This is a genomic window from Carnobacterium sp. (assembly GCF_040274425.1).
In genome coordinates, this window is the sequence record NZ_JBEMBC010000019.1 from 12,525 (window position 1) to 37,028 (window position 24,504).

Sequence of the window (24,504 nt, forward strand, 5' to 3'; positions counted from 1 at the left end):
TCTATCCACCTTCTTCCACGCTATGCCCTGGCAATTTGTAAACCTCCTTCAATTCCCTTAAGTTTTTATTTTCTTCTTGCGATCCCTTACCTTTAGCAAAAGGCCGTTGTCTAATTTCAATAACTTCTTTGAATTTAGTATTAGACGGCAATCCATTTAACAAAGCATTAAATTTATCCCACTCAAGTTCTCCTTGAACGTCTATTAGATCCATTCCATAGGCTTGCAAAAAAGACGCATATATATAATCTGCGTCGTGAGTTAAGGAATATAATTCTTTTGATTTAGCAACCGGCATTGGATTACCTTGTAAGTCAACTGGTCCCGTTTCTTCTTTGTCAGCAACTAAAAACTCTTCTTTGATATAATTAAAACCTTCTATAAGCATTTCAAAATTGCACTCTTCGTCCTTTTCCAAAACATCGCAGTCTAAGAACATTTTCATTGCTAAATAAATACGTTCTTCTTCTTCAAACGCTTCATCTTTCATCAAATCAAAGACTCGAATGACGTTATCAAATGACAAATCAATCGAGTATTTTTTTTCGTTGATTTCAACTTCTTTTTCTTTCCAATATCCTAGAGATAGCATCTAGCCACCTTCTATTTCTTTTTCTTTTTTCGATCTTGAGGTTTAGTAGTGAATTTAGCGACACGTTGCTTAGTTGAACGTCCAATTTCTTCATAAATGCCTTCTTTAATGTCGAATAAGACATCTGTTAAAGCGGTAACACGACCAACTTTAGATAAAATGTACTCGTACGGATTTTCTTCAAAAAGCACACCTAACGCTTTCTTAAACCCTTCTCCTAGGATTTCAAATATTTCTTGTTCTGATTTAGATTCTTCGATTTTAGGTTTTAACAATTCCATTTCTTGAACTGCAATAGTAAACGCATCTACATTTCTATCCGATACATCCGCTTCAAATACTTTTCCGCCTAAGTCGATATCTACCAATGAATTTTTTAACTGAATTTTGATTGCCATGATTAAATTCCTCCTATTTTTTCAAATAAAAAAAGGCTACCCATTCTGGATAACCTTTATTTCTTATACTTCTGGAATAACTGGTGTAACTGTTGGAATGCGAGTGTAATTTAATACGCAATTAAACGCTTCGTATTCCGTCGCTTCGCCGCCGCCTGCTACAATACCTGTAACGTTTGCAGGACCTTCAACAATAGTACCGTCAACATAAGTGATTCTATGCCAAATCTTACGACTAGCACCTAATTTACGTTTCATATCCGCTACCATTTTTTGAGCTGGATCAATTGCATCGTAGGTTCCTTCTACAGTCCATACTTCTGATAATGAAATAACTTCATTGCCTGGCGAACCGTCGCCATCGTAGTAACCAGTGTCGTCAATCTCTTCATCCGTATCATCAGTAATAGAAGTGATCCATTTAGATAATTCTAAGAATCCAACTGCAGGTGCTTCACCTTCAACATATGGTGCGATTTCATGTTTTCGCAATGCATTTTTATTTCTTGCCATTCCTATTCACTCTCCTTCATAATTTCTACTCTGTAAGCAGCTGTATACTTCCATTCACTTGCTGTTGTTTTTTCTAATAAAGAAGGCGGAACATAACTTTCACAACTTTCGACTTTATATCCGGTAACGCTAAATGAATTACCATCTAAAAAAGTATCGATTGCTTCTGCAGTGTTCATCGCTTCCTCTGGGTTTGGACTTTTAACCAATACTTGAATTTGGATTACTCGTTGTCTTTCGTCGTCATAGAATTTCGTTCCTAACGTTGACGGCATAGAACCAATCGAGATACTCTTTGTGTTAGTTGTCAAACCATTTAAAGCAACCGTCGTGAACAAAGTCATGTTCGATTCTAAATGATTTTTTAAAGCCTTATAAAATTCAAACACTACTTTTTCACCTCCGACTGCGCTATTTGTAACCATTCTCCTATATGCTCTGCTTTTGCTCTCTCAAACCACATAGCACCTGCATTAGGGTTTTTATCGGTACTAAAGTTAAACTGCGGATTCCAGTACAATTTACGACTGTATGGTGTATCCCAAATCAACTTACCTTTACCGAACTCTGACGCAATCAACGAGCTGCCAATCAATAGACCATCAGCAAACGGTGCGTAAAAGTTAGAATCTTTTACAATCTGCTGATCCAATATAAATTGAGTACGTTCAGTTTTGCGTTTAACCTTCTTAAATGCTCCAGCAAAGTTTGACTTAACACTCACGCCCATTAAATCAACCTCAATTCCAAATGGTGAAGTTTATCGCCATCGTAAAACTCGTCAACCTGCCTTAATTCCATTTCATTGCCGTTAAAATTTAGTTTAGAACCTTTAACGAATGTTGCTGGCGTACTAAATACAACGTCCCAAAAAACAGTTGTCGTGCTCTCTATGCTTTCACCTGTACCAGAACGAAAGAGTTTCGTTTTTGGTTCAACTCTAACTTTTTCAATAGTTAACGGCTCAGCATATTCATTACCCCAACCGTCATCTTCTTGTTTCTGTTTGTACTCAATCGAATGGATCAGCAATCTTCTTTTGATAGGATTAGCCAAATACACCAACTCCTCCATATAGCAAGCCAGTGGGCCATAAATAGCCTTCTACGCTATCCGCAATTAACAACTTATTGCTATTGCTACCACTCGAACCGCTACTTTCTGAATACGATCCAATACTTACCGAACCGCCACTATCTGAAACAGTAGAGGATAACTCGCCATTCTCAGCCAAGAACTCAACTTGAGCACATACAGCCTCTTTAACGCGTTCTTGTTGGAACGTGGTCAACTTATCGAAATCAGTTATGCGATACTGAGTGAGTACGTTAATATCGCGCTCAGCACGCTTAATTAGTTTGCTCAAAAAAGCGGAATCCTCAATCTCGATTCCGCCATATGTTCCGTTATAATAAGGCTCGTCTACATACATAAAACGACCGCCTTTCTATTTTTCTTCTTTTGGTTGTTCCGGTTCATCTGCAGCTTCTTCTTTTTCTTCTTCGACATCTCCGATGAAACCCTTTTGTTTAAGTTCTTCGATACGTTCGTCAGGCACTTTACGTTTTGTAGCAGGGAATAAATCCCCCACCTCATAAACTCGTCCTAAAGGGAACGTTTTTGCTTTGTCTTGTAGATCACGCCATTTGATCTTTGATTCATGTTTAGCCATTGTTAGTTCCTCCTATCCTGCTGGAATTACTTCCGCTTCTGTTAATTTAGCTTTTAAGATAGCTTTTTTGTTGTTATCCGGAATGTACTTACCATATTTAGCGGCTCCTTGAATAGCAACACCGTAAAAGTCTTCTGAATCGATTGTACGAACCATTGAGAAGCCAGTTCCTACAACTCCAACGTTATCTGCTGCGAAAACAGCTTGCTCACCAGTTGCAAAGTAAGCATCTGGAGTTTCTTCTAAAATGAAACCTTTGAATGCGTATAATGTTTGAGAATCAATGTTAGCTGATGAATTTTTACCAGTAGTGGCTAAACGGCTATCAACTAGGAAGTTGAACACATCTGGATTAACGTAAGCAACCCACGGAATAGCACTAGAAACGTTGTTATTGACCATTTTTTTGTGAGCTGCAGCAAATAAAGCTGTAACGCCATCTTCTGATAAAACGCCTGCTAGTGTTTCGCTTGCAGAAGTTGATAGCAACGTGAATAAAAATTTGTTTACATGCTCAGTCCACGCTAAAGCTTGCGCTTCTAAACGTTCAGCAACAACTTGGTCTGGGATGTCGTTAACTGTTACGTTATCTACACCTTCATGGATTGATAATGCACCATCATAAGGAACTGTAGTATCAACTGCTTTGATTTCTTTACGAGGACCAAAACGACTTGTATTTCCAGTACCAGTACCAAAAGCAACGTCGGCTCCTGTGTTATAAGTTTGGATAACCACTTCTGAATCAGTTGTTTTTAAATGTAAAAAATTGTCAGTATCTTTAACCCCATCAGTTACTTGAATAGATCCGCCGAATGAACGTAAGAAACGTGCTCGTTTAGCAAAGATATTCTGGAAAAGACTCATATATTCTGATGTGTATAATTTAATCGCCATATTTTTTTATCCCCTTATTTTTTGTATTTTTTCGCCACCAACTCAAAAGCGTTGGTTTCTTTATCGTCTTTACTTTTATTCCCTTTTTTGGAAAAGTAAGGACCTTTTTCGTCCTCTTTACTCTCCTTGAACATTGGAAATTCTTCTAAAACCCCAGCAATAGCTGCTTCGATATCTTCTTCGTCTGATAATTTAGCAAGTTTAATTACCTTTTCAAACTTATCAGCTGGTACACCTTGTTTTAGAGCTTCAAGTTCAGCTTTTGTATTCGCCAGTTCTTCTTCTTTTGCAGATAGGTTGCCTTTAAGAGCTTCTAAATCAGCATTTTCTTGTTCTTCTTTGCTTTTGCCTGCATTATCCAACTTAGCAGTTGCCTCGTCTAATTTAGCTTGCAAATCCTTTTGTGCTTTCGTCGCTTTTTTAGATTCGCGTGCAATTCTATCCGCAACTACTTGATCTAATTCTTCTTGCGTGAATGTTTTGTTTTGGTCTGGTGGGTCTTGCAAGTTATCAGCACCAGCACCGCCTCCACCTAAGTCCTCAGCAAAGAATTGTAATCTCATAGGCATTTTAAATAATTTAGTCATAATCATTCTCCTTTTTTAAGTCTTGTTTGACTGTCTCTTGCCATTTTATAGCCTTGAGCATGGTTGGGCTTGTTCGTCATTGTTTAGATTCTTCTTCATCCGGTCTTAAGAAACTGAATTCGTTATCCACCAAAACTTGATAAAGAACTTTCCCGATTCTATTAGCCATATCTTCTTCGTGTTCGTCGTAGCCTGCTTCAACTAGTATTCCATGAGCAATTTCATGTATAAGAGTTTGGTTAGCCAATTGATCAGTTAAATTATCATCTAATCGTATTGCTGTTTCTTTGTATGCGATATGACCCCAATCGCCGTCTTTGCCTTGTAAATCTCTTGTTTGTTCAACTTTATAAATAAGTCCGCCAATTTTAACTGTTTTTGGAAACATTTATTCACCCTCTCGTATTTTACAAAGGCTAGTCACTAACTAGCTTAGAGAAATGGACCACTTCCTTTCTTACAACTTGGATAACTCGCTTGGTGTAAATGAAGCATACGCATTTCTCCTTTCACCTATTAGTCGCTTGTTAGGGTCAAACAATCTGTTCTTTCTGTCTACGTCGTGTTCTGCCTGTTTGTTCAATAAACTCACGCATTTTGGCTTGCTTCTGTCTGATTCGCTTATCTAACTCTTTCAATTCTTCTTCGTTCGCTCTCATCGCTTCTAACATCGTCTTTTCTTTCTTAGCACGTCTGATTTCACGTTCTAAATACCGTTGCTTTTGCGATTCTTTGTAAACTTCTTCGGATTCCTTTTTGTTATAAGGTTCATAGCGCTTAGTAGATATTCCCTCAACATAAGCATATTCTTGGTGTCCGCACGCAATTCCAGTAATCATGCCATCAGCACCAATTCCATAAGTAGTGGTGCTTCTTGCTGGATACTTCTTAGACTTACCACTCCTGGAGTAAACCTTACCTTGAAACTCAAGATGTGAAGGACGACTTCCTGCGTGACTGCTAAACTCAACTAAATCAATCTCGTAATCGTCCATGCGACCTTCTTGCATTTCATTGACTACATTCTTTTGAGCAGCTCGCAAAACCATGCTGATATAAGCTTCTGTACTCCACTTCTTACCTGCTTTATCAACGATGGCTGGAATGCCACTTTCTGCCCATTCTCCCGCAACTTTAATCAACGACTGATAAAGTGTTGCGTTACCTGTTAAAACGTCTGTACTCGCTTTGGTTAGGATGTCAACGTATGCCTGTTCGCTGAATGTCAGCATATTTGTATTAACCATGTTCATAACATCTTTAGACTGCTCTTCTAACGCTAGTAAACGATCATAAACGTTATTGCTAGGCGGAACATAATCGACACCTGCTTCGACTAACGCTTTGTTACGTCCTTCGAAAGCTTCGATTTCTGTCACACCTAGCTCGTTAATATAATTGATTAATTCTTGAACCGTCATGTCGCTGTACTTAGCTAATACCTTTAACTGATCGTTCCTCAATACACCTAATTGAGATAACTTGGCCACTCGCCATTGAGTGACACCTTCTTTGTCTACGCCTTCGCCATTTCCGATTACTTTTCCGATATTCTGGAGCATTTCCAATTCAATTTGCTGATACATTCTTTCTACGAATATATTACCTTGAACCGCCATTTAATCACCTACTAAAGAAATTAATCTCGTTATGTCTTCTGGCGTATGTCCGTCCCACTCTGGCGCGTTTCCGATTTCTTTTACGTTAAAATTGTCCCAATAATCCATATGGTAGTGATATGAATAATCTCCTTCTTTAGTTGTGATTCCAACTATGAAATAATTCTCGAACATTGAATCGTCAGCATGTTTTTTTGATTTCCAAGCTTTTTCTTTGTTTTGGTTGCAAATAACAGAAAACAAAGACATTCTATGAAAATACAACTCGTCAAAAGTATGCGAACCGTCTGATATATCTCCTTTTTCATCTAAACTAGATATCATTTGATTAATTTGGATTACTGCTAATTCTCTATAACTCATTTCCTTAACCTCCTATGTTTGTTGCTGCTACTCCGAATAAATCTGAGACGTCAGCCGTAACCGTTCCTGATTGCTCTTCTTTAATCATTTCCAGCCATTCCTTGGCTGTCTCTTCTGGAACGTCGGATGTTTTTTGAATAGCAATCAGTTTAGGCATAAATCCTGCGCCTGCCATTGCTGAATAGTAATTAAAGTTTTCTTGACGGTCTTGAGCAATTGAATCATCGAAATCAATGCCAATTTCAAACTCACTTGTACCGCTGTATAATTTATACAGTTTTGCTACGTCAATAATGGACGTGATTAACTCTTTTAATCCTTCTTCAATCAAAACCTCGTGCTTGTTCTTTGTTTGATACGTCTTGGAGTTCTGAGACACTACTTCTGTTGCTGTTTTAATACCTGTACCGTCAAATCTAAACGAACCCGGGTTAAATCCTATCTTCATGCTTAACACGTCTAATACGGAGTTAATCGAGTTGATAATGTCAGTTGAACGGATATCTACAGACATATCAGTAACGCCCTTGCCTTCTTGTAACGTAAACGCATCGAATACTGTTTCTTCGGGATCTAATACCTGTACGATATTCCCGTTCATATCTGGATAAGGCTTGACCATGCTTCTATCTACTGCAATACGTCGCTTACCTAACTTAAACTCATGAAAGAAGAAGTCGTACATATAATCCAATAAATACAAATCATCGTAGCAATTCTCGAATAAACTAATGCCTAACGGACTGGTCATATCTTTGTTGTTTGCAATGTTGGGCTTGAAATACACGAACAACGAACGTCTTAAATTGCCAATGTATGTCTTTTCCTCTAAGTCTGGATAAAGAACACCTAACCCAACTTTCGTACCTAACTCACCTTTGACAGTCGATTGGTACAACTCGTTTGTGACAACGTATTGATTACCTTCCCATTCATTCCATTCAAGCAGCGTATAGTGGTAATCACCTTTTGTTTCTTCGCTGATGAATAAAGCTTCGTCAATGTTCTCCGAATCGCTAGACAGTGGATAAAAGGCGTCTGCAACCGCATAAGCTAGTTTGACTTGTCCGTCATAAGCGAATACTTTAACGGCCATGCCACCAGTCGCATAAGCATATTCGAGGTAGCGCGAGAAGTTCTTATGGAATCCATTACTCTTCAATGTGTCGTCAATAAACTCTTGAGCAGAATCATCGTCAATTGTGATCGTTGCTTTCTCGTTGAATATCAATGTTGCCATTTCCTCAGCAATCTTTTTACCCATTCCCATTGATAGCATGTTGCGCTTTCTAGCTTCTCCTGCAGACGTTCTAAATTCGATGTCGTGCCACTCCGATAAATACCCGCTGTAGATAGCTTTATTCTTTGCGATACGATCATAAGCTTCATTATCTATGTTAATGTCCTTATGTTCCGTAATCGTCTTTAGTTGTTTGATAATCCCCATTCTAGTTAACCACCCCTTTACTTTTGCGATTGTCTTATCGAACATTTAATCACCGCCTATTCTGCTAATTCGTATGTTTGTTCAAAGATGTCTGGTTTACATGGATAGAACTCGCCTTGCACGCCTTTAATAATGTAATCACCTAAAGAAACGTGCATTTTGCCTTCTAATGTTTTAATGTAAACTTCGCCTTCATTTAATTCTCCGTTACCTTCGAGAAAATCAATCGCTTTCTGTTTGCTTTCACCCAACTTGCACTGCATCGCTTCAACTACTACAGGTTTCTTTCTATATTGCATATCTATTCCTCCTAAAATTTAAGTCCTAATTGTCTCAAGTTGTCTTTAACGAAATATTGGAAGCAGTCACACGTATGATCATCTTCTTTGATAACTTCCGGTTCTCTTCCTGGTTGCAACGTTTTTTGGTCCCATTGGTATTTCTTGTGTTCATCCATGAATATCTTATTGCTTGGTATGTTCATTACATAAACGCGACCTTGTGCCAATAAATCATAGACGTAATCAATCATATCTACCTTTTTGCCCTTAGCTACTGCATGGATATGTTCACCGTAATCGTTGAAGTATTGGTTACGAATACCACCCTCGGCAGAATCAATTGTTTTCTGGTAGATTGGTATGCTGTATTTATTTCGTGCCTTTTCGTAGAAATCATATAAGTCTTTTGTCATTTCACTTGGAGGCTTCTTGTGTGTTTTACCTTTAGGCGAATAGTAATCAGTATCTAATATCACAATATTTTGTTTGTTCGTGATACCTACCGCAATAGTTGCTGTAGCCGATACCATGTGCCCCGTATCGGTTGCAAAGTACAATCCATATAAATGCTCATCTTCTGGCAACTCGTCTATTAGATGGAATAAATCGGCATTATAAACGTTGTCACCCATTCCGATAACTTCACCTTTGTACATCCATCGCCAATAATCGATATCGTTCTTTTTGTAGTTCTCAATCTTCCTTTTGATTTGGGCCGAGTTGTAGTTACGCACATCGTCCATATAAGTTGAATGATGGATAAGGAAATCCTCATTGTTTCTATTATTTTTTACAAACTCATTAATCCAGTGATAAGCGTTCTTAGGAGGATTCCACGTTAACCACGTCTGTACTTCTCTGCCATCGGGCAAATCTTCACGGATGAATGTATCTTGAATCTTATCGACTTCTTCTACACTATCGAATGAGTCAGCTTCTTCTAGCCATAAATCTTGAACGTAACCAATTGGTATTTTTAATGATTTCAATTTCTCTGGATCATCAGCACCACTAAAGTGAAAACCTGTTCCCCATTCTTTATGAATGATTTGCAACGGATTCTTTTGGAATAGGAATTGGTCCGCAACACCTGCATCAAGCAAGGCCCATTGGATTTGAGAATAAACAGATTTACGCAATGTGTTTGCAACCTTACGCAAGATAACCGCATTACCCATTGGATAGCGCATCTTCTTTTCTACAAGCTTTTGACTAACAACAGATGACTTTGTGCTAGAACGTCCACCTTTAGCAAGGATATTTGATTTCTTAGTCATCCATAACGAATAAAACTTAGGGTTCAACTTCTTAAATGGATCGTTAACTTTAACCGCCATTAGATTCACCATTTTCAGCAATCCATTGTTCCATTTGTTCCTCACTGCTTAAAAATACTACTTTCTCTGTTCCGCTTGGTCCGTCATTGCTAATTAGCTTAAGCAACTCTTGCATAGCTTTCTGCTTATCGTACAACTGAATAACTGGACCATCTTTCCCCATTCGTACTTCTTTGATTAACCTGCCATCTATTTCACTCATATCCTTAAAGTTAACGTATGAATCCTTGTAAGTGACCAGCTCGCCATTAGTGTTCATTAACGGATTGCCATGCTTATCATGAACCTGTATTTCATTCGCTCCATACTCTACGAAATCTGTTACGTCAGCAAACGACTGCTTAAAGTATTCTCTTTTGATATCTTCAACACTAATCAGCAGTTCTGTATCTGTTTCTTTCTTAATGTCTTTGATAGCCTTGATAATATTAGGCTTTCTTAGAAGCTTACTTCCTTCTACTGCTGCAGTACTGTATGCTACATCTCTTGCTTTCATATAGGACTTAGTAGCATTCCAACTCTTTATATATTCATAACAGAATTGAATTTCCCATCCTTTTAACTCACTATTACTTTCGATAATCTTTTCAACTTTTTTGGTTGCAACCTTTTTACGTTCGGTTGCCTTTTTGGTTGCAACCTTTTTATCATGGTTGCTTAACCATTTCTCTCTACTTGCTCTACTCTTTAACGTGCCTAACTTAGCTCCATGCTTCTCAGCTAATTCTTTCATCGTTATAGAGCTTGTTTCATATTCCTTTCGTATCTCTTCCCAGTTCACATCTAGTCACCACCTACCTTATTAAAGTCGCCTTTACTAGTTGGTAGTTTTTAGGGGTCAAATTACTAATGAACCTTGACTACCGTATTTCAACTCTCTATCAATCTTTGCTCTTGCTCTATCTAAGTATTTCTTTACCGTTCCTGTCTGAATGCCTAAATACTCTGCCGTCTGCTCTTGAGTGTTGCATTTACCATAAACGGATAAATAGACTTCTCGCTCTCTTTCAGACAACGCCCTCATCATGTCATCTATTAACTCCAACTCTTCTCTAGTCAGCTCTCTAGGTGCTTCATAGGATAAGTAATTGCTGTGTTCTATATTCCCCCACAACTGAGTTCTCTTCTTCTTGCTTTGGTTTGTGATAGGACGCTTTTCTCCTGCCATTCGCTCATGTCCACTTTCAATCCAGAATAAGGCATATTCTGTACTTGATATCATTCCACTAATTAAGCTAATCTCTGCTTCAACTTCACTCATTCGCTCAATTCCATCATTACTCAAGTCCTCTACCTCTTTTAAGAAGGCTCTCTCACGATCTCTTGCAAACTTCTCTTTATTCAATCTCTTCAAGTCTTCACGATACTCACTCGCTATGTCATAGGTGTACTTCACGTCCTGTCCTCCTTTAAACGCAAAAAGAGGCACAACAACCCTATTTCTAGGAATTATTGTGCCTCCAGTATTTCTGGTCAGCTTATTCAATTATAATTTAGTCTTTACCTTCGTCTCTTCTTCGATGTACATAACTTTTCCATCAGCGTTCGTAAGCGTTATATTCGTCTTGCCGAAATCCGGTAATTCTTTGTAATGTATTGTGCCGTTCGTTACTACCATTATAACATTTTTACCTATGATTGTCGCTATTTCGTCGGGGTTTATTTGCCTAAATTCCACTTATTCACCGCCTAATATTTCTAGAGTAATTGAAAGAAGAATGCCCATATTTTGATCACTGCGATAGCAATTGCTCCTAGTATTAAAAGACATACCAACACTGCTGCACACATTGCGAATACTGTACCGATTGCATAACCTATTTTATCGTTCGTCTTCTTCATCTTGTCAGCTCCTTAGAATGGTAAATCATCATCTTGAATATCAATTGATTGACCGTTGCTCTTATCAAATGGATCTCTATGTTCATAATTTGATTGACTTGGAGTTGAGTTAGTCGATTGTCCACTATCTGCTTTCTTCTCTAAGAAGGTAAAACTTTCAGCAACTACTTCTGTTACATATACTCGCTGACCTTGCTGATTATCGTATGAACGTGTTTGTATTCGTCCTGTAATGCCTATCAACGTTCCTTTGCGAGTGAAGTTAGCTAATGTTTCTGCTGACTTGCCCCATATAACAATATTAGGAAAATCTGCGTCATGTTCTCCTTTTGCATTTGTAAACTGTCTATTAACTGCCAGATTGAATGTTGCTACTGCTTTGCCTGCTGGTGTATATCTTAAATCAGCATCTTTTGTTAGTCGTCCTGTAAGTACAATATTGTTTATCATTTTTTAAATTTCACATCCTTACTGTAAGTTTTCATTAACCCTTGAACTAAACCTAAAGCTAGATTGTCCTCAAACGCAGTTACCATTTCTTCTGTATTCATTTCTTCTAAAGACTCTTTCAATGCTTCTTTGATATCTTCGTCAGCAATTTCAACAATATTTAATACTTTATTTTCTATTTTATTTAAATCTACTGTTAGTTTCATTTCTCCACTCCTAGTCATTCGGATTAGTTCCGCCATAATGCGATGCTATGTCTTTCACTGATTCCTCCATCTTTATCCGCTCATTCACTTTCAGCAAGTCATTCATAAAACTTACTAATTCGGGGTTCTTAACCTTACTTAAATCGTAATCTTCAACATTATCAGCTTTTTGTTCGGTTGATAGTTTCATGGTTAGTCCTCCTTATTGTTGTATAAAAGCAATTGCGAAATCATGCGCTCTATCTTCATTCAATCCAGATTCTATCGCAATCTTGAAAGCCTCTTGATACCGCATAAATACATATCCTAGTTCTATATCATCCATTTCTTCTCATCCCCCTAACGTCTCTTAGCTGCCTTAACTGGTCGTCTCCCAACTTTCGGACGGTTCAACACTTCCTTCTCAGTCATAAATCCTAGATAGTAGGCTCCTGCAAATTTAGCGACTGGCTCAGCTAGTTTGTGGTGATATCCGACTAAACCATTACTGTAGTCATAGAATGCGTAAGGTGGTGCGTTTTTCGGGTCTGTGCAACGGTAGAAGTGGAGTTTTTCGTTATACATTTTCGTTTACCTCTTCCCTGAATGCCCAATACCGTTCGTCAATTGCTTTTATTTCTTGTTCTGTGAAATGAAAGTTACCAGCTTCTAAAGCGATTCTTTTACTAAAAGGTTCAATATGTGTACTTACTACTTTATCGCCATTAAAATTGAAATCCTTGTACAATGCTTGTCCTTTTTCTTTATCTTCACTCTCTAAAAAAATCACATAATGCATAGTCTCTTTCTCAATCGTGTAACCGTCAAGCCATGCTCTGCAAAACACTTCATAGTTACCATCAGTTACAAACCAATCTCCAAATTCACCTGTGATCATTTCTCGTTCAACATCAAAGAACAATCCGTACAACGTTTTATATTTGTTATCTTTATACTCTTTCAGAACATCAGCAACAAACTGCGGAATAACAACTTTTTCCATTTTGGAAACAACCACTTTTTCTGGTTCTTCTAGTTGGTCGATTAAGTTTAAATAGTATTTTAGTACTGATACTCTTCCTTGTTCGTAAGTGGTCATGTCAGGGTTACCGCTATTAGTCATCAGTTCTTTTATGATTACACTTTCCAACCACTTTTTATCCTTCTTCATCTATTCTTCCTCCAATTCAATAGCAATCCGTCTATCTCAATTTATTCAGCACATCTTTAGATTTCTGGTCTACGTCTAACATGTCAATTTCAGCCTGTTTAAGCTTGTTTGCTTCGTTGGTAAATGTTTCCTTTAACTTGTCATTCTCTTTCTTCAGGGCTTCGTTTTCTTGCGTTTTAGCGTTGATTGTATTGTCCTTGTCCTTAATCTGGTTAACCAACTGTTCATTGCTGCGATTGCTATTGTCACGTTCAGTTTTCAACTCTTGTCCACGAGTAGTAATTTGCTCTAGCGTGATTAAAATGTTTTGATAAGCTGTTGAGCCGTTCCAATTTACATATCCAGAGGCAGCAAGAGCTGTCACGCTTGCTCCAAGTAATGCGAATACTGCAATTAATGTGATGAGTGTTGCTTTTAGTAGTTTTTTCATTTGTTTTCCTCCAGTATTCTTAATAGACGTTCTACTTTTGGCGCTCTCCAAGCTGTCATTGCATAGGTATGAGCATCTTTGTGATAATGATAATGGTTGCTTTTTAAATGTTGCTTAGCTTCTTCTTTAGTTAAAAACATGGAATTAGGAACAATGAAATCTTTTAAGGATTCCTCATATAAATACAAATCTCCTGCACCAAACTCATCTTGTAAAATATTCTTAACATCTTCAAAGTCATTAAGTTCTAAATTCAAATATAAAGACTCAATCCATTCAGCTTTTTCTAATAATTCATCTTCGTCTAAGTCTTCTAAAAATGTTTTTACATATTCTGAAATTTCACCGACGGCTGCAGCGTCAGCATCATATACAACTGTTCTTTCAGGATTGACTGTATCCTCTACCCACTTATAATCCATAATTGACCAATATCTAGGATACGCTTGACCATCGTTATCTTGTTCTCTTAATTCCTTGCCTAACTGTTTCATGAATATCTTGTCTCTTACTTGTTGAGAAAGTCTTTCTTTACGCTTTCTGTTCACTTTTCCTTCTCCCCCTTATCAACTACCGTTATCCCTAAATATCCTAATTCCTTCAAAACTTCCTTCTTCTGTTCTGGTCCAACTATGTCAGCCAGATTCAATTGTGTTGTGATAAGCTTCATGATCGTTGTTTCGTAATCTTCGGTTAGTTTGACTTTTACTGTGGTCATAATCTTCCTCCGATCAATCCTGCAGGTCTCGACCTAATCAGCTTTTTCTCCGCTTGATCCAATACCACCATCGCAATATCAATCTCCTTACATCTAAACCGATTAGCCATCTTATTCACGCTATCGCCTTGCTCCCACATTTCACGAAACTCTCTCAGCTCCGCGTCTTCCCAAATGAATTTGCGTTCCTCAAGAATAATTGTCATAGCTCACACCTCTAATTTCTTCTAAGTAGTCGTTAGGTTGTTTCGTCCAATCAATATCTTGGTGGAGAAAAGTATCTACAAATCTGCATAGTTTCAAAAATAATTTTGACGTTCTTTCGTCTGTAACTTTCCCGCCATTTTCAACATGATCTCTAACTTCATCTTTGATCACTTCAATGTAACTATTCGGGAATCTGTCTGGTAATGGATAAGACATAATACTCTTGGCCCAATTATTCATTTACTCACCTCTAGCTAGTTTTTGGAATTCCGCTTCTTTATCTGCTGTCCAACTACTTGTTTCTTTTTTTGGCTCTTTGTAATCACTTTTAGCCCAATCTGGTAACGTTTCTTTTCTAATTGGTTGCTGTTTAAACCCTTTATTTTTATTCTTTTCACGTGCTTTTTCAGAAGCGTCTATGCTAGCGACTGTATTCAATCCTTTTTGCTCCCAATTAATCAGGATCTTATTAACGTAGTTCCAGTTTCTAGCGTTATTGAATACTGCAATAGTCATTGCTTTTAACACGACTTTCTCAGCTTCTTCAACTTCAGTTCCTGTATCTGTAATATCATCCAACCAACCATCTACTGATTGAACAACAATAGATGACAGGGTTCCAAAACCGTTATCTTCATAAAATTTGAATAAATTTGACGACGACGATTCTTTTAACTCTTTTATTAGTTGCTGATTTCTTTTATTTGAATAGCTAACTGTATTATCTATCTCTTTCTCTAGCTCTATATCTAACTCTATCTCTTTCTCTAACTCTATCTCTGGTGTACTAACGTCCGACGTTTGTCCGGACATTTGTCCAAGTGCTAAATTTTCAGCTTTTATACGTTCTCTATACTGCTTTTTACGTTCTGCTTCTGTACTGGATTTACCAATAAATGTTTGTATATCAGAAATAAAGATTGTTCCATTATCGAATGTTTCTATTAAGCCTAATTCTCTAAAAATCTTAATCGATTTCTCAACATCACCAACGCTGTGTCTAGTAACACTTGCCAACATATCGGAGTTGTAAGGTATACGTTCGTTTAACATCACCTTACCGTCGTGCTTTAAGCTTTTTAGGTACATTTTTAGCAATATATTTGAATACTTGTAACCGTCTGGCATGCTTTCTAAAACGATCATTTCCTCTGTTTCAAAGAAGTTTTCTTTTAATTTGATATAGTAATATTTCTTGTTGTCAGCCAATTTCGATTGCCTCCAGTTCTTCAACTCTTTTTTTGTTCATTAATCCTAATTTGATTAGATCCTCATAATTCAATTTGATAGGTTTGAAATGGTACTTAATCATGTAACTATCAATCCCGATGTTATGCTGCTCCGAATGATGTTCACGGCAACCGCACATGAAATGATGTTTAGAGTGGTCAATTTGTTTTCTATCTCTACCACTACCAACGGCCTCTACGTGCATGATTTCTGAATTTGGTTTGCCGCAAACCCAACAAAGCCTTTTTAGTGTCAATGCGTATAACATTTTGCTAGTGTTAATCGTCAAGTAAAACTGCTGTTTGCGGAATGGAATATCATTGGTGATACATAAGTCGATAACGTGTTCTAAAAGCTCACTAGCGACCGTTTTTTTCATCTGGTTACGTTTCAAGCTTGGATACTCTTCTAAGTTGATTAGCTTCATAAACTGAACTCTTAAATATGAATCAACTACGTCTGCTGTGTAGCCTGTATACTCTTCAATATCTCCAACTAGTGCCCAATAATGTTTGCGCTGCAAGTCTGTTATCGTGTCTTTCTCGTAGAAATCAACAACTAACTCACCTTGCTTACTTTTCCGAACGATTTCATCCATATCAAAACCGTTCGGGATGTCGATTATCATCTTGTTACCAGAATACGATTCTAGCTTTCCGACAAATTCCATTTGCTCACTTCCTAAACTGATTTAACCTTTATTCCGTTGTCCACCATGAAGCTGTTTAATGCACTTAACTGATCTATTGTTCCAGTAACTTCCAAATGATACGTTTGTACTTCTGGTTCTTCTAAATCGGTGAAATCTGGTTCGTAAGGTGTTTCTTGTATATTCTCTACACTTAACTCAACGTAGCTATCTTGTTTGATTCTTGCCAACTCTTCTTCACGTTGCTTACGGTCAATTTCAGCTTGCTCACGCTCTTTTGCATCCGCTAATGACTTATCAATCATCTTCATAACTTCTGGTGCTGTGTTGCCATTTTTTAATACGGACAACCAACCTTGTGGCTCAACTTTGACTGCTTTGCAATAGTTGGTGATGATGTCCTCGTTTGCTTTGATTTGTTGTTCTTCTTTCTGCAGCAATTTAATTTGTTCTGCAACTTCTTCTGCAACTTTTTTCATCGCAACCGTCTTATTTAACCATTTCGGATTGTGCAAAAATGATTCTTTAATATAATCAGATTGTTCTTCTAACAATATAGTTACCTGTGTTTCAATTTCTTTTTGCTTAGATAATCTTTCGCGTTCTTCTAAGTTCTTGATTCCTTCGTCAATTGGAGTAATTACTTCTTGAATTGTTTCAGTTAACTTCTTAATTCGTTTCTCGAATAGTGCTAAAGGCTTGTTGTATTCTTTCTTAACCTCTTTACGTTTATCATCTAGCGATTTAGCGACACCACGCATTTCTGCACGTACCTTTTTAGCGTCGTTCACATCTTCTTCGTTAACGACCAAACCTTTATACTTAGCTGCATAGTCCTCAATCGTTTTAGTTAACTCATCTTCGTTGTTGATTACAATTTTAGAAGGAGTGAAGTCAACTCCGAAAAATTCAACTTCACCTGTTTCCATTAATTCATTTGCCATTATTTGCTCCCCCATTCAACTGTTTGTGTCGGCTGACTAGTCATACCGTCTAATATTGCGCCTTGTTTTGCTTCTGGTTTGTTGTTCACTTCTGGTTGATTGTTTGCTTTGGTTTCCAATACCTTCACATACCCCATTGAAGACGGTAGGTTGCTTGAATTGAAATCCTTGAACTCTTTATGCATTTGTTCGTTAGACTTGTCTATAACGTATTTTTTAAGCGCTTCAAACGTACTACCTGTTTGTTTAGCTACTGCACGAATGCGATCCTCAACTTCTTTTTTATTTTTAAAGAAATCATTATCGCTGTTCGTTGGTTGAGGCTTATTATTAGGTGCTTCTTTACCGTTTTTGTTATCTGCCAAGCTTTGTGTATTGGCATCGTCATCATCTTCACTGGCGATTCCTAACATTGCTGATAAGCTATAACGTCTGCCATAGGTGATAGATGAACCAATTGTTTGAGCATTGAATTTCCCAAAATTTTCAGCTGGTAGGATTAGATCATCACTTGTCATGAACTGTCCAGAACTGTGTAGTAACATTGTGTTAACAGTGACCGTTTTCGTTTCAATATCAGAACTAGTAAATTGCATTTGTGATAATCCGTTTTCGCTTAGTGCTGGTGTTATAACTTTGATAATGGCATCTAAATCAGCGTATTTAAGAGTTTTACCTTCGCGTTTAAATGCTGGATTTTCAGCGCTTTTTTTAGGACTACCAACAACCTTTTGAAAATTTGCTAAAGCTAAGGCTATTTTTTCAATGTTCTCACTTGTTTTCATCGCATGTTCCTCCTATTTGTTCTTTCAGAAACTCAATCCAATCATTTTTACTCAAATCAACTATTTCTGTTTCGTTCTCAAAACCTGCAGTTGATATCTGTACACGTTCTTCACCTTTGTGAGTGTATTCTTCGACCTCTAAACAAGCACCGTGCTTATCTTTAATCTTGTCTGTCCTAACTTCTACTGGCATAGACTTTCCTCCTAAATACTGATATAATAGGGTTAACTTTTATTTCTCAACTGACTGATTGGATAGCCGTCCTTTCAGTCTTTTTTTGTGCCTAACCAATGGTTCCCATCTCGATTCCGCCAGCAATACCAGCCAATAAAACAATGAATCCGATAATCAACACACCAGCGACAACGTTCTTTGCTTTTTCCTTAAACTCCTCAGTAATGATTAACTTCATATCTATCAACCCTTTCTAATATGCTACAGTTTGTCTTTTCAAAATATCTGTATAGTTAATTTGGTCCTCTAAAGCTTTTCTCATAAACCTCTCAATCTCAAAACCTGGTATTGTTTTTGTTGGAAGCTTCATGCATCTCAAATCACCTGAGCTGATTAACGCATAGATTGTATCCGTTCCTGTGCTCATAATCTTCGCTGTTTCTTTAACTGTGAAACTAACCTTTTCAAGCGGTTTGATTTCAACTTTCATACCGTCATCTCCTTAAATAATTTTGTACGATCCAATAAGGTGTTCTATCTTTAACGGCTTGCATGAACGAAACGCCTACTTTGTCGAGGATAGATAAAACCAGTTTCATTTCGATTAACATTTCATCTAAAAACTCATTTACATAAGCTCTAAGCTCCGCTTTATCTTGTTCAGTTAAATACCTGTCTTGCTTGCAAAGAATCATAAGAGCGTCGTTTTTACGTGCCTTGCGCTCGTTTGCTTCCTTTTCCTGCAACAACTCTAAGGCATGCGGTGTTTCGTGATACGTTTCTGATTCCATAACTGGCAGAGTGCCATAAGTTTTGTGGGCCATTTGTTGTGCGAATATTGAATCTTGCAATACGCTAGATAGGTCTTGTATTGCATCTAATGGCGTTTCCTCTTTATTGAAGTAGCCACTCACTGTTGTGTGTGCCTTAAAAGTCTTTCTAGCTAGTGATAATTGAGTTACATTCTGTCTTTCTGCTGCTTGTTTTAATTCTGCGCTTACGTTCATAGATGTCATTGTAAAACTCCTTGTGATTTGAATTTATTTATAAAATAGATTTGTCCTTTTCCTGTAACTAATGGTGTATATTTCGTTTCAGAAATGCCATTATTGAAATAGGTGTTTGGTTTTAACTCGAACAATCCTTGGTCCATTGATTTTTGCGTAGGCATATTCCAAGATCCACCCGGTCTAGAAGAAATATATTTGTTATCTCTTAACCACTGGAACATTCTGTTTTGACCGATATCAATACCATTTTGTTTTAATACGGTAGCTAATATTTTTACAGCAACACTGTTTTGAGATACTTCTACAGCTTCTGCAAAGACTACTTTTGGTTTTTGAGCTTCAATTTTTGCTTCTGCCACTAAACGTTTTTGTTGTTCATCTTTCAAATTAGTTGCTAGTTGGATGATTGTGTCTGGATTTAAAAGAACTTGTTCGATTTTTTCTGGTGTCATGTAAGCTCCGTGTTTTCTAATTGTTGGCAAAACTTCCGTAGTAACCCATCGCTTAAATTTTTTAGCAGAAGGAAGTTTACTTCCTATTACGGCTGTATATAAACCAGATTCATTAATTAATAAGGAATTCATATTCATACCCGACAATTTGGTGGATATGAAATCTTCTTCTTCAAGCCTCCTTGTCATAGCGTTCGTTTCTGAATACCCTAAAATTTCAGCAACATCTTTCCCAACAAACCAAGGCTCATCGTTAATGATTTGTGTTCTTACATTTTGTTGTTCAAAATTAAATATTTTTATATTGGACATGTTATTTTCCTTCTTTCTAGTGTTTTTTCATTTCTTCACTTTCACAAATTATGAAATTCGTATATAATAAATTTTGTTACTATTTCTTTAACAAGAGGAGAGTGATGTCTAATGACAAAACTTTTGAGTGACGCTGTGTCTCAATAGATGGTGCTAAAATCAAAATTGGCTGTTGCAGTTGCAGCCCTTCGTCACACGGGACGTTAAACGGCAGATACGCTTGAATGGGATTAATTTCGTGTTCAAACAATGTCTAGATTGCTTTAGTAGTGTTTATTTTATTAGCAGCGCTGGTGACGATACCAGTAAAGTATTGGATATTGCTGGTACCAATATGAGACCTTAAAAATTTCCGTAGCACACCTTGTGTACCAGACAAGGTGTGTTTTTAATTTTTAAAGAACTCATTCGCGTCCGCCTCCGGAAAGGTTATTTTAAACTTTTTTATAAAATTGAAACTTGGAGATAAATGTCCTGATTCAATTTTTGTATATGCTGAAATTGAAACGTTTATCAACTTCGCCATTTCTTTTTGTTTTAAATTTTTTTCTAACCTAATTTTTTTTAGATACTCCACATACGTTCCTCTTTTCCGTATTAACCTGCATTTTGATACGATTGGATATGTTATATAATTAGCTTAGCGAATAAGATATTACTGCTTAGAGTAGCAAAATGCTTCAAAAAAAATTTCTTCTTTCGGAACACCAAAGTAATCTTCTAAACGTTGCATATCTTTTGGCCTAGGAGTTCTGTATCCACGTTCCCAAGATCCTAATGTTTTAGAAGAAATTTCAAGTTTTCTAGCAAGATCTATTTGAGAAATGTTTTCCTTACTTCTTAATTCTTTAATGAGAGTCATTTTCTCACCTCCTCCATTTCGCTACTCTATGTAGCTCCTATACACAGTATATTATACTACTCTAAGTAGCTTGTCAACTAAATAAACTACTTTTTGTGTATTTTTTTATTATTTAATTTCATTTAGCTACTTTTAGTAGTAACATCAACGTTAAGGAGTGGTGGTATGTTCCCTCAAAGATTAAAAGAATTGAGAAAAAGAAACAAATTAACTCAAGCTGAATTAGGTAAAATAATGAACGTTTCTTATAAAACTATAGGTAGTTGGGAAAGAGGCGAAAGACAACCTTCTTACGAAACAGCAAAAAATATAGCTGATTATTTTGAAGTATCTACTGATTATTTATTAGGTAACGATGTTCCGAATTGGGCTTCTGATGATGATGTAGTTGATTTATATAAGATGTTAGATTCAAACGTTAATATGGCTTACGGTGGAGAAAATTTGACAGAAGAAGAAAAACAACGAGTTAAAGATATACTTACCGGCATCTTCTGGGAAAAATTAGAAAAAATTAAAAAGAAGTGATTTTATATGACAAACCTTTTTAACAATTCAATAAAAAATATTTATACTAAATACAATACTTTAGATCCTTTTGAAATTGCTGAAAGTTGCGATATAGAAATTAGGTATGAATCTTTTTTAAAAAGCCCTTCAGGACAATACGTTGTTATTCACGATCAAAAAATAATTTTAATCAATCATGAATTGGCAGATAGCAACGAGAGATACTTTGTAATGGCTCACGAACTTTACCACGCATTAATGCATTCAGAGTTGTCGGGTTATTACATACAAAACTCTTTTTCAAGAGGAAAGCTAGAAAATGAAGCTAATAAATTTGCGGTTAACTTGCTAACAAATAGATACGTTGAAGAATATGGTTTATACCCTAGCTCATACGATGAACTCTACAATCTATACGGTATACCTAAAGATATTTTAGAAATATATATTGATTAATAAAAAAACACTAGGAGGAGATACATATGAAAAAAGTTAAATTATTAGTAGCATTAGGAGTTTGCGGTTTGGTATTAGGAGCATGTGGAAATGAGGAAAAGGCTGAGGGTAATGCAACGGAAACTGTTTCAACTGCAGTAGAATCAAGCGAGATTGCTTCAAGTGCGTTAGATTCAAGCAAGACTTCTGAATCAGCTGCAAAAAGCAAAGATGTTTATTTCGAAAACGATACATTAAAAATTGATATGGCTACAGTTAAGCTAACTGGTACTGAAATTACACCACCAAATGAATTTAACGAAGCTTCTCAATTAGTAATTACTTATGAATTTACAAACGATAGTGAGGAACTTATGCAACCAGGTATGACTTTCATTGCTTGCTTTAACGCATCACAAGAAACAGAAGTAACAGTAGACGCATTAGATGTCGGAATGTCACCGCAAGATGAAAAATATACAGCTATGAATGAAATGGCCTTTACTGATGTAAAACCTGGAGCAACTGTTGAGTCAGTTATATCATACGATATTAAATACGATGGAGATCCAATTACACTAACAGCTACTCAAGGTATTGCAGGAGAAGAATTAGGAACTAAAATTTACGAAACAAAATAAAAAGTTTAGGCTTAACGGCCTTTTCTTTTTAATCAAAAAAGAACATACATTCGTATTTCAAAGGTTCAAACTACGATTATTGGAGGAAATAACATGATAATTAAAGATTTATCTACACTAGAATCGGATTTCTGTCGTCAAGCTACGGTTAATACTGGTTCGGTGCGTGTGCGCTCTATGGATATCGATATGGAGTATAGTTTGTTCGTTTACTACTTCAAAGACTACATCCACCTCTCTTTATCCAGATACGACGACAAAGACATTAGCGAGGAAGTTTGGGAGCAATTACAAGATGTTGGTATGATTTTTCCAGATGTTAATTTGTCTCACCTTTCAGACTTCTGGAAGAACGATGAAAAGCAGCAGCTTCACGTCAAATTAACTTATGAAGATGCAAAGACTAGACAGAACCATGATGACTAGGAGGTAATTTATTATGAAAGGATCTGTTAGAAAAAAAGGGAAATCTTGGTACTACTCATTTGAAGGCGCCAAGATTAACGGAAAGAGAACGCGACACGAGCGTTTTGGAGGATATACAAAATCAGAGGCGTTAGATTCACTTAGAAAAGCTTTAAATGAATTTGATCAATCTGGAAAGACGTTTGATTTTAGCGATATGTCCGTACACGATTATTTTAATTACTGGTACGAACAATACGTTATGAAGAACTTAAAATATAATACTCAAGAAAACTACCGCATGATAATTGACAACCATATACTCCCTTACATTGGAATTTATAAACTAAAATCAATTGATCCAGCTTCTATTCAAAAACTAATAGATTCCGAATTTGAAAAAGGTTTCTCGAAAAGAACGCTCGAAATTACAAGATCAGTTTTAAGTGGTGCATTTAAAAAAGCGGTCTACCCTTACAAACTAATTAAAGAAAGTCCGGTTAAATATATTGAAATGCCTTTTTATGACCAAAGAAACAAAAAAACTAAAGATGCCTTAAAAGTAATTACTCTTGAAGATTTTGACAAACTACTTGCTTTTTATCCCGAAGGCCATCCTTTCCATGTACCAATGATGATTGCTTTCCAAACTGGTATGAGGCGCGGTGAAGTTTGCGGATTAACTTGGAATGATGTTGATTTTGACGAAGGTACGCTAACGATTGAAAAAACTATGATTATGGAAAAGACAGACTACTTTTTAGGAACTCCGAAAACCCAGAGTTCTTACCGTACTATAGGTATTGGTGATTCACTACTAAAATTATTAAGAACTCACCGCAAAGAGCAAATGAAAAATAAATTATTTTATGGCCAACATTATGAAGATACTAATTTTGTTTGTACTAAAGAAAATGGTGATCCAATAACACCTAATGGCGTAAAATGGCACTGTAACCTTGCAAAGAGAGAAACAGGGGTAGATTTTAGCTTTCACTCTTTCAGACACACACACGCCACTTTACTCCTAGAGAATGGCGCAAAAGATAAAGCTATTCAAGAACGGTTAGGTCATTCCAGAATAGCTACTACTATGGATACCTATTCTCACTTGACAGTAAAAACTAAAAAAGAGACTGTGGATATATTTGAAAGTTTAATGAAAAATAACTAAAAAAATCCTACCAAAATACCCTAAATATTATTTTGGTAGGAAGATGGTAGGAAAATTTTAATTATATTCTTTATTTAAACGAACAATCGTTGGTATGATCGTTAATTAACCCAGCAGCTTCCATGAACGCATAACATGTTACTGGTCCGACAAATGAAAACCCTCTTTTCTTCATATCTTTAGACATCTTTAGGGATAATTCTGTTTTTGC

The 24,504-nt window shown here is 36.6% G+C and carries 46 protein-coding genes; 5 read left to right on the forward strand and 41 right to left on the reverse strand.

From position 1 onward, the window contains the following. Window position 1: 1 nt before the first annotated feature. The 40 genes from ABS911_RS05640 to ABS911_RS05835 form a co-directional block, all read right to left on the reverse strand. Window positions 2-592, reverse strand: a complete 591-nt coding sequence (locus ABS911_RS05640) for a bacteriophage Gp15 family protein (protein ID WP_350466715.1) — start codon at window positions 590-592, stop codon at window positions 2-4. 11 nt (window positions 593-603) lie between these two features. Next, entirely contained in the window at window positions 604-990 is a 387-nt protein-coding gene (locus ABS911_RS05645; RefSeq protein ID WP_350466716.1) for a hypothetical protein, read from the reverse strand. 63 nt (window positions 991-1,053) lie between these two features. Beyond that, entirely contained in the window at window positions 1,054-1,503 is a 450-nt protein-coding gene (locus ABS911_RS05650; RefSeq protein WP_350466717.1) for a phage tail tube protein, read from the reverse strand. A gap of 2 nt (window positions 1,504-1,505) precedes the next feature. Beyond that, entirely contained in the window at window positions 1,506-1,892 is a 387-nt protein-coding gene (locus ABS911_RS05655) for a hypothetical protein (RefSeq protein ID WP_350466718.1), read from the reverse strand. Beyond that, on the reverse strand, window positions 1,892-2,233 hold the full coding sequence (locus ABS911_RS05660) for a minor capsid protein (protein ID WP_350466719.1): 342 nt from the start codon (window positions 2,231-2,233) through the stop codon (window positions 1,892-1,894). The genes ABS911_RS05655 and ABS911_RS05660 overlap by 1 nt, the downstream gene beginning before the upstream one ends. Beyond that, a complete protein-coding gene (locus tag ABS911_RS05665) occupies window positions 2,233-2,559 on the reverse strand; it encodes a putative minor capsid protein (protein ID WP_350466720.1) in 327 nt (108 codons plus the stop codon). The genes ABS911_RS05660 and ABS911_RS05665 overlap by 1 nt, the downstream gene beginning before the upstream one ends. Further along, window positions 2,552-2,935, reverse strand: a complete 384-nt coding sequence (locus tag ABS911_RS05670) for a head-tail connector protein (RefSeq protein ID WP_350466721.1) — start codon at window positions 2,933-2,935, stop codon at window positions 2,552-2,554. The genes ABS911_RS05665 and ABS911_RS05670 overlap by 8 nt, the downstream gene beginning before the upstream one ends. Window positions 2,936-2,950: 15 nt before the next feature. Then, window positions 2,951-3,175: a hypothetical protein gene (locus ABS911_RS05675; RefSeq protein ID WP_350466722.1), complete on the reverse strand. Its 225-nt coding sequence runs from the start codon at window positions 3,173-3,175 to the stop codon at window positions 2,951-2,953. A 12-nt stretch (window positions 3,176-3,187) separates the two neighbouring features. Next, window positions 3,188-4,072 carry a capsid protein gene (locus ABS911_RS05680; protein ID WP_350466723.1) on the reverse strand — a complete coding sequence of 295 codons (885 nt, stop codon included), beginning with the start codon at window positions 4,070-4,072 and terminating at the stop codon, window positions 3,188-3,190. A 14-nt stretch (window positions 4,073-4,086) separates the two neighbouring features. Next, on the reverse strand, window positions 4,087-4,659 hold the full coding sequence (locus tag ABS911_RS05685; protein ID WP_350466724.1) for a hypothetical protein: 573 nt from the start codon (window positions 4,657-4,659) through the stop codon (window positions 4,087-4,089). Between the two features lie 76 nt (window positions 4,660-4,735). Beyond that, a complete protein-coding gene (locus ABS911_RS05690) occupies window positions 4,736-5,047 on the reverse strand; it encodes a hypothetical protein (protein WP_350466725.1) in 312 nt (103 codons plus the stop codon). Between the two features lie 145 nt (window positions 5,048-5,192). Next, on the reverse strand, window positions 5,193-6,278 hold the full coding sequence (locus ABS911_RS05695; protein ID WP_350466726.1) for a phage minor capsid protein: 1,086 nt from the start codon (window positions 6,276-6,278) through the stop codon (window positions 5,193-5,195). After that, a complete protein-coding gene (locus ABS911_RS05700; protein ID WP_350466727.1) occupies window positions 6,279-6,641 on the reverse strand; it encodes a WDGH domain-containing protein in 363 nt (120 codons plus the stop codon). 4 nt (window positions 6,642-6,645) lie between these two features. Then, complete coding sequence (locus tag ABS911_RS05705; protein ID WP_350466728.1) at window positions 6,646-8,133, reverse strand: phage portal protein; 1,488 nt, start codon at window positions 8,131-8,133, stop codon at window positions 6,646-6,648. A gap of 11 nt (window positions 8,134-8,144) precedes the next feature. After that, a complete protein-coding gene (locus ABS911_RS05710; RefSeq protein WP_350466729.1) occupies window positions 8,145-8,387 on the reverse strand; it encodes a hypothetical protein in 243 nt (80 codons plus the stop codon). A gap of 11 nt (window positions 8,388-8,398) precedes the next feature. Continuing rightward, complete coding sequence (locus tag ABS911_RS05715; protein ID WP_350466730.1) at window positions 8,399-9,718, reverse strand: PBSX family phage terminase large subunit; 1,320 nt, start codon at window positions 9,716-9,718, stop codon at window positions 8,399-8,401. Continuing rightward, window positions 9,696-10,487 (reverse strand): terminase small subunit, encoded by a 792-nt coding sequence (locus ABS911_RS05720; protein ID WP_350466731.1) that lies wholly within the window; start codon window positions 10,485-10,487, stop codon window positions 9,696-9,698. The genes ABS911_RS05715 and ABS911_RS05720 overlap by 23 nt, the downstream gene beginning before the upstream one ends. 57 nt (window positions 10,488-10,544) lie before the next feature. Then, the gene (locus tag ABS911_RS05725) at window positions 10,545-11,102 is read right to left on the reverse strand and encodes a sigma-70 family RNA polymerase sigma factor (protein ID WP_350466732.1); all 558 of its coding nucleotides are present in this window, start codon (window positions 11,100-11,102) and stop codon (window positions 10,545-10,547) included. A 90-nt stretch (window positions 11,103-11,192) separates the two neighbouring features. Next, window positions 11,193-11,384 carry an XtrA/YqaO family protein gene (locus ABS911_RS05730; RefSeq protein WP_350466733.1) on the reverse strand — a complete coding sequence of 64 codons (192 nt, stop codon included), beginning with the start codon at window positions 11,382-11,384 and terminating at the stop codon, window positions 11,193-11,195. Between the two features lie 20 nt (window positions 11,385-11,404). After that, window positions 11,405-11,548, reverse strand: a complete 144-nt coding sequence (locus ABS911_RS05735; RefSeq protein WP_350466734.1) for a hypothetical protein — start codon at window positions 11,546-11,548, stop codon at window positions 11,405-11,407. 12 nt (window positions 11,549-11,560) lie between these two features. Beyond that, entirely contained in the window at window positions 11,561-11,998 is a 438-nt protein-coding gene (ssb, locus tag ABS911_RS05740) for a single-stranded DNA-binding protein (protein WP_350466735.1), read from the reverse strand. Continuing rightward, window positions 11,995-12,204, reverse strand: a complete 210-nt coding sequence (locus tag ABS911_RS05745) for a hypothetical protein (RefSeq protein ID WP_350466736.1) — start codon at window positions 12,202-12,204, stop codon at window positions 11,995-11,997. Before ABS911_RS05745 ends, ssb begins: the two co-directional genes overlap by 4 nt. A gap of 10 nt (window positions 12,205-12,214) precedes the next feature. Continuing rightward, window positions 12,215-12,394, reverse strand: a complete 180-nt coding sequence (locus tag ABS911_RS05750; RefSeq protein ID WP_350466737.1) for a hypothetical protein — start codon at window positions 12,392-12,394, stop codon at window positions 12,215-12,217. A gap of 12 nt (window positions 12,395-12,406) precedes the next feature. Continuing rightward, the gene (locus ABS911_RS05755; RefSeq protein WP_350466738.1) at window positions 12,407-12,529 is read right to left on the reverse strand and encodes a hypothetical protein; all 123 of its coding nucleotides are present in this window, start codon (window positions 12,527-12,529) and stop codon (window positions 12,407-12,409) included. 231 nt (window positions 12,530-12,760) lie between these two features. After that, on the reverse strand, window positions 12,761-13,354 hold the full coding sequence (locus ABS911_RS05760; protein WP_350466739.1) for a DUF1642 domain-containing protein: 594 nt from the start codon (window positions 13,352-13,354) through the stop codon (window positions 12,761-12,763). A 31-nt stretch (window positions 13,355-13,385) separates the two neighbouring features. Continuing rightward, window positions 13,386-13,784, reverse strand: coding sequence for a hypothetical protein (locus ABS911_RS05765; RefSeq protein WP_350466740.1), 399 nt, complete (start codon window positions 13,782-13,784; stop codon window positions 13,386-13,388). After that, window positions 13,781-14,332 (reverse strand): hypothetical protein, encoded by a 552-nt coding sequence (locus tag ABS911_RS05770; RefSeq protein WP_350466741.1) that lies wholly within the window; start codon window positions 14,330-14,332, stop codon window positions 13,781-13,783. The genes ABS911_RS05765 and ABS911_RS05770 overlap by 4 nt, the downstream gene beginning before the upstream one ends. Beyond that, window positions 14,329-14,502 carry a hypothetical protein gene (locus ABS911_RS05775; protein ID WP_350466742.1) on the reverse strand — a complete coding sequence of 58 codons (174 nt, stop codon included), beginning with the start codon at window positions 14,500-14,502 and terminating at the stop codon, window positions 14,329-14,331. Before ABS911_RS05775 ends, ABS911_RS05770 begins: the two co-directional genes overlap by 4 nt. Before the next feature lie 189 nt (window positions 14,503-14,691). Then, window positions 14,692-14,949 carry a hypothetical protein gene (locus ABS911_RS05780; protein ID WP_350466743.1) on the reverse strand — a complete coding sequence of 86 codons (258 nt, stop codon included), beginning with the start codon at window positions 14,947-14,949 and terminating at the stop codon, window positions 14,692-14,694. After that, window positions 14,950-15,918, reverse strand: coding sequence for a phage replisome organizer N-terminal domain-containing protein (locus ABS911_RS05785; RefSeq protein ID WP_350466744.1), 969 nt, complete (start codon window positions 15,916-15,918; stop codon window positions 14,950-14,952). Next, window positions 15,911-16,609, reverse strand: a complete 699-nt coding sequence (locus ABS911_RS05790) for a putative HNHc nuclease (RefSeq protein ID WP_350466745.1) — start codon at window positions 16,607-16,609, stop codon at window positions 15,911-15,913. The genes ABS911_RS05785 and ABS911_RS05790 overlap by 8 nt, the downstream gene beginning before the upstream one ends. An 11-nt stretch (window positions 16,610-16,620) precedes the next feature. Then, window positions 16,621-17,532 (reverse strand): DUF1351 domain-containing protein, encoded by a 912-nt coding sequence (locus tag ABS911_RS05795; RefSeq protein WP_350466746.1) that lies wholly within the window; start codon window positions 17,530-17,532, stop codon window positions 16,621-16,623. After that, window positions 17,532-18,317 (reverse strand): ERF family protein, encoded by a 786-nt coding sequence (locus ABS911_RS05800; RefSeq protein WP_350466747.1) that lies wholly within the window; start codon window positions 18,315-18,317, stop codon window positions 17,532-17,534. Before ABS911_RS05800 ends, ABS911_RS05795 begins: the two co-directional genes overlap by 1 nt. Then, a complete protein-coding gene (locus ABS911_RS05805) occupies window positions 18,304-18,510 on the reverse strand; it encodes a hypothetical protein (protein WP_350466748.1) in 207 nt (68 codons plus the stop codon). The genes ABS911_RS05800 and ABS911_RS05805 overlap by 14 nt, the downstream gene beginning before the upstream one ends. 91 nt (window positions 18,511-18,601) lie before the next feature. Next, window positions 18,602-18,730: a hypothetical protein gene (locus ABS911_RS05810; protein ID WP_350466749.1), complete on the reverse strand. Its 129-nt coding sequence runs from the start codon at window positions 18,728-18,730 to the stop codon at window positions 18,602-18,604. A gap of 15 nt (window positions 18,731-18,745) precedes the next feature. Beyond that, entirely contained in the window at window positions 18,746-18,982 is a 237-nt protein-coding gene (locus tag ABS911_RS05815) for a helix-turn-helix domain-containing protein (RefSeq protein ID WP_350466750.1), read from the reverse strand. A 4-nt stretch (window positions 18,983-18,986) separates the two neighbouring features. Beyond that, on the reverse strand, window positions 18,987-19,508 hold the full coding sequence (locus ABS911_RS05820) for a hypothetical protein (protein WP_350466751.1): 522 nt from the start codon (window positions 19,506-19,508) through the stop codon (window positions 18,987-18,989). After that, window positions 19,505-20,266, reverse strand: coding sequence for a phage antirepressor KilAC domain-containing protein (locus tag ABS911_RS05825; protein WP_350466752.1), 762 nt, complete (start codon window positions 20,264-20,266; stop codon window positions 19,505-19,507). Before ABS911_RS05825 ends, ABS911_RS05820 begins: the two co-directional genes overlap by 4 nt. A gap of 388 nt (window positions 20,267-20,654) precedes the next feature. Next, complete coding sequence (locus tag ABS911_RS05830; RefSeq protein ID WP_350466753.1) at window positions 20,655-20,843, reverse strand: helix-turn-helix domain-containing protein; 189 nt, start codon at window positions 20,841-20,843, stop codon at window positions 20,655-20,657. A 78-nt stretch (window positions 20,844-20,921) separates the two neighbouring features. Continuing rightward, a complete protein-coding gene (locus ABS911_RS05835; protein WP_350466754.1) occupies window positions 20,922-21,128 on the reverse strand; it encodes a helix-turn-helix transcriptional regulator in 207 nt (68 codons plus the stop codon). 165 nt (window positions 21,129-21,293) lie between these two features. On the opposite strand from ABS911_RS05835, the gene ABS911_RS05840 reads away from it, so the two are divergent. From ABS911_RS05840 to ABS911_RS05860, 5 genes are all read left to right on the forward strand, one after another. Further along, the gene (locus tag ABS911_RS05840; RefSeq protein WP_350466755.1) at window positions 21,294-21,656 is read left to right on the forward strand and encodes a helix-turn-helix transcriptional regulator; all 363 of its coding nucleotides are present in this window, start codon (window positions 21,294-21,296) and stop codon (window positions 21,654-21,656) included. A gap of 6 nt (window positions 21,657-21,662) precedes the next feature. Further along, window positions 21,663-22,094 (forward strand): ImmA/IrrE family metallo-endopeptidase, encoded by a 432-nt coding sequence (locus ABS911_RS05845; RefSeq protein WP_350466756.1) that lies wholly within the window; start codon window positions 21,663-21,665, stop codon window positions 22,092-22,094. Between the two features lie 26 nt (window positions 22,095-22,120). Further along, window positions 22,121-22,714, forward strand: coding sequence for a DUF5067 domain-containing protein (locus ABS911_RS05850; RefSeq protein WP_350466757.1), 594 nt, complete (start codon window positions 22,121-22,123; stop codon window positions 22,712-22,714). Window positions 22,715-22,807: 93 nt separating this feature from the next. Continuing rightward, the gene (locus ABS911_RS05855; RefSeq protein WP_350466758.1) at window positions 22,808-23,140 is read left to right on the forward strand and encodes a hypothetical protein; all 333 of its coding nucleotides are present in this window, start codon (window positions 22,808-22,810) and stop codon (window positions 23,138-23,140) included. 13 nt (window positions 23,141-23,153) lie between these two features. Next, entirely contained in the window at window positions 23,154-24,293 is a 1,140-nt protein-coding gene (locus ABS911_RS05860; protein WP_350466759.1) for a tyrosine-type recombinase/integrase, read from the forward strand. A gap of 70 nt (window positions 24,294-24,363) precedes the next feature. On the opposite strand, the gene ABS911_RS05865 is transcribed toward ABS911_RS05860, so the two are convergent. Beyond that, window positions 24,364-24,504: DNA-3-methyladenine glycosylase I (locus ABS911_RS05865; RefSeq protein ID WP_350466760.1), on the reverse strand; the 141-nt coding region annotated here is incomplete at its 5' end.

Bases quoted from the DNA above. Each gene is read 5' to 3' on its own strand.
- ABS911_RS05640 (WP_350466715.1), bottom strand. From the start codon at position 592: ATGCTATCTCTAGGATATTGGAAAGAAAAAGAAGTTGAAATCAACGAA.
- ABS911_RS05645 (WP_350466716.1), bottom strand. From the start codon at position 990: ATGGCAATCAAAATTCAGTTAAAAAATTCATTGGTAGATATCGACTTA.
- ABS911_RS05650 (WP_350466717.1), bottom strand. From the start codon at position 1,503: ATGGCAAGAAATAAAAATGCATTGCGAAAACATGAAATCGCACCATAT.
- ABS911_RS05660 (WP_350466719.1), bottom strand. From the start codon at position 2,233: ATGGGCGTGAGTGTTAAGTCAAACTTTGCTGGAGCATTTAAGAAGGTT.
- ABS911_RS05670 (WP_350466721.1), bottom strand. From the start codon at position 2,935: ATGTATGTAGACGAGCCTTATTATAACGGAACATATGGCGGAATCGAG.
- ABS911_RS05675 (WP_350466722.1), bottom strand. From the start codon at position 3,175: ATGGCTAAACATGAATCAAAGATCAAATGGCGTGATCTACAAGACAAA.
- ABS911_RS05680 (WP_350466723.1), bottom strand. From the start codon at position 4,072: ATGGCGATTAAATTATACACATCAGAATATATGAGTCTTTTCCAGAAT.
- ABS911_RS05685 (WP_350466724.1), bottom strand. From the start codon at position 4,659: ATGACTAAATTATTTAAAATGCCTATGAGATTACAATTCTTTGCTGAG.
- ABS911_RS05690 (WP_350466725.1), bottom strand. From the start codon at position 5,047: ATGTTTCCAAAAACAGTTAAAATTGGCGGACTTATTTATAAAGTTGAA.
- ABS911_RS05695 (WP_350466726.1), bottom strand. From the start codon at position 6,278: ATGGCGGTTCAAGGTAATATATTCGTAGAAAGAATGTATCAGCAAATT.
- ABS911_RS05700 (WP_350466727.1), bottom strand. From the start codon at position 6,641: ATGAGTTATAGAGAATTAGCAGTAATCCAAATTAATCAAATGATATCT.
- ABS911_RS05705 (WP_350466728.1), bottom strand. From the start codon at position 8,133: ATGTTCGATAAGACAATCGCAAAAGTAAAGGGGTGGTTAACTAGAATG.
- ABS911_RS05710 (WP_350466729.1), bottom strand. From the start codon at position 8,387: ATGCAATATAGAAAGAAACCTGTAGTAGTTGAAGCGATGCAGTGCAAG.
- ABS911_RS05715 (WP_350466730.1), bottom strand. From the start codon at position 9,718: ATGGTGAATCTAATGGCGGTTAAAGTTAACGATCCATTTAAGAAGTTG.
- ABS911_RS05735 (WP_350466734.1), bottom strand. From the start codon at position 11,548: ATGAAGAAGACGAACGATAAAATAGGTTATGCAATCGGTACAGTATTC.
- ssb (WP_350466735.1), bottom strand. From the start codon at position 11,998: ATGATAAACAATATTGTACTTACAGGACGACTAACAAAAGATGCTGAT.
- ABS911_RS05745 (WP_350466736.1), bottom strand. From the start codon at position 12,204: ATGAAACTAACAGTAGATTTAAATAAAATAGAAAATAAAGTATTAAAT.
- ABS911_RS05750 (WP_350466737.1), bottom strand. From the start codon at position 12,394: ATGAAACTATCAACCGAACAAAAAGCTGATAATGTTGAAGATTACGAT.
- ABS911_RS05755 (WP_350466738.1), bottom strand. From the start codon at position 12,529: ATGGATGATATAGAACTAGGATATGTATTTATGCGGTATCAAGAGGCT.
- ABS911_RS05760 (WP_350466739.1), bottom strand. From the start codon at position 13,354: ATGAAGAAGGATAAAAAGTGGTTGGAAAGTGTAATCATAAAAGAACTG.
- ABS911_RS05765 (WP_350466740.1), bottom strand. From the start codon at position 13,784: ATGAAAAAACTACTAAAAGCAACACTCATCACATTAATTGCAGTATTC.
- ABS911_RS05775 (WP_350466742.1), bottom strand. From the start codon at position 14,502: ATGACCACAGTAAAAGTCAAACTAACCGAAGATTACGAAACAACGATC.
- ABS911_RS05780 (WP_350466743.1), bottom strand. From the start codon at position 14,949: ATGAATAATTGGGCCAAGAGTATTATGTCTTATCCATTACCAGACAGA.
- ABS911_RS05790 (WP_350466745.1), bottom strand. From the start codon at position 16,609: ATGGAATTTGTCGGAAAGCTAGAATCGTATTCTGGTAACAAGATGATA.
- ABS911_RS05795 (WP_350466746.1), bottom strand. From the start codon at position 17,532: ATGGCAAATGAATTAATGGAAACAGGTGAAGTTGAATTTTTCGGAGTT.
- ABS911_RS05800 (WP_350466747.1), bottom strand. From the start codon at position 18,317: ATGAAAACAAGTGAGAACATTGAAAAAATAGCCTTAGCTTTAGCAAAT.
- ABS911_RS05805 (WP_350466748.1), bottom strand. From the start codon at position 18,510: ATGCCAGTAGAAGTTAGGACAGACAAGATTAAAGATAAGCACGGTGCT.
- ABS911_RS05810 (WP_350466749.1), bottom strand. From the start codon at position 18,730: ATGAAGTTAATCATTACTGAGGAGTTTAAGGAAAAAGCAAAGAACGTT.
- ABS911_RS05815 (WP_350466750.1), bottom strand. From the start codon at position 18,982: ATGAAAGTTGAAATCAAACCGCTTGAAAAGGTTAGTTTCACAGTTAAA.
- ABS911_RS05820 (WP_350466751.1), bottom strand. From the start codon at position 19,508: ATGACATCTATGAACGTAAGCGCAGAATTAAAACAAGCAGCAGAAAGA.
- ABS911_RS05825 (WP_350466752.1), bottom strand. From the start codon at position 20,266: ATGTCCAATATAAAAATATTTAATTTTGAACAACAAAATGTAAGAACA.
- ABS911_RS05835 (WP_350466754.1), bottom strand. From the start codon at position 21,128: ATGACTCTCATTAAAGAATTAAGAAGTAAGGAAAACATTTCTCAAATA.
- ABS911_RS05840 (WP_350466755.1), top strand. From the start codon at position 21,294: ATGTTCCCTCAAAGATTAAAAGAATTGAGAAAAAGAAACAAATTAACT.
- ABS911_RS05845 (WP_350466756.1), top strand. From the start codon at position 21,663: ATGACAAACCTTTTTAACAATTCAATAAAAAATATTTATACTAAATAC.
- ABS911_RS05850 (WP_350466757.1), top strand. From the start codon at position 22,121: ATGAAAAAAGTTAAATTATTAGTAGCATTAGGAGTTTGCGGTTTGGTA.
- ABS911_RS05855 (WP_350466758.1), top strand. From the start codon at position 22,808: ATGATAATTAAAGATTTATCTACACTAGAATCGGATTTCTGTCGTCAA.
- ABS911_RS05860 (WP_350466759.1), top strand. From the start codon at position 23,154: ATGAAAGGATCTGTTAGAAAAAAAGGGAAATCTTGGTACTACTCATTT.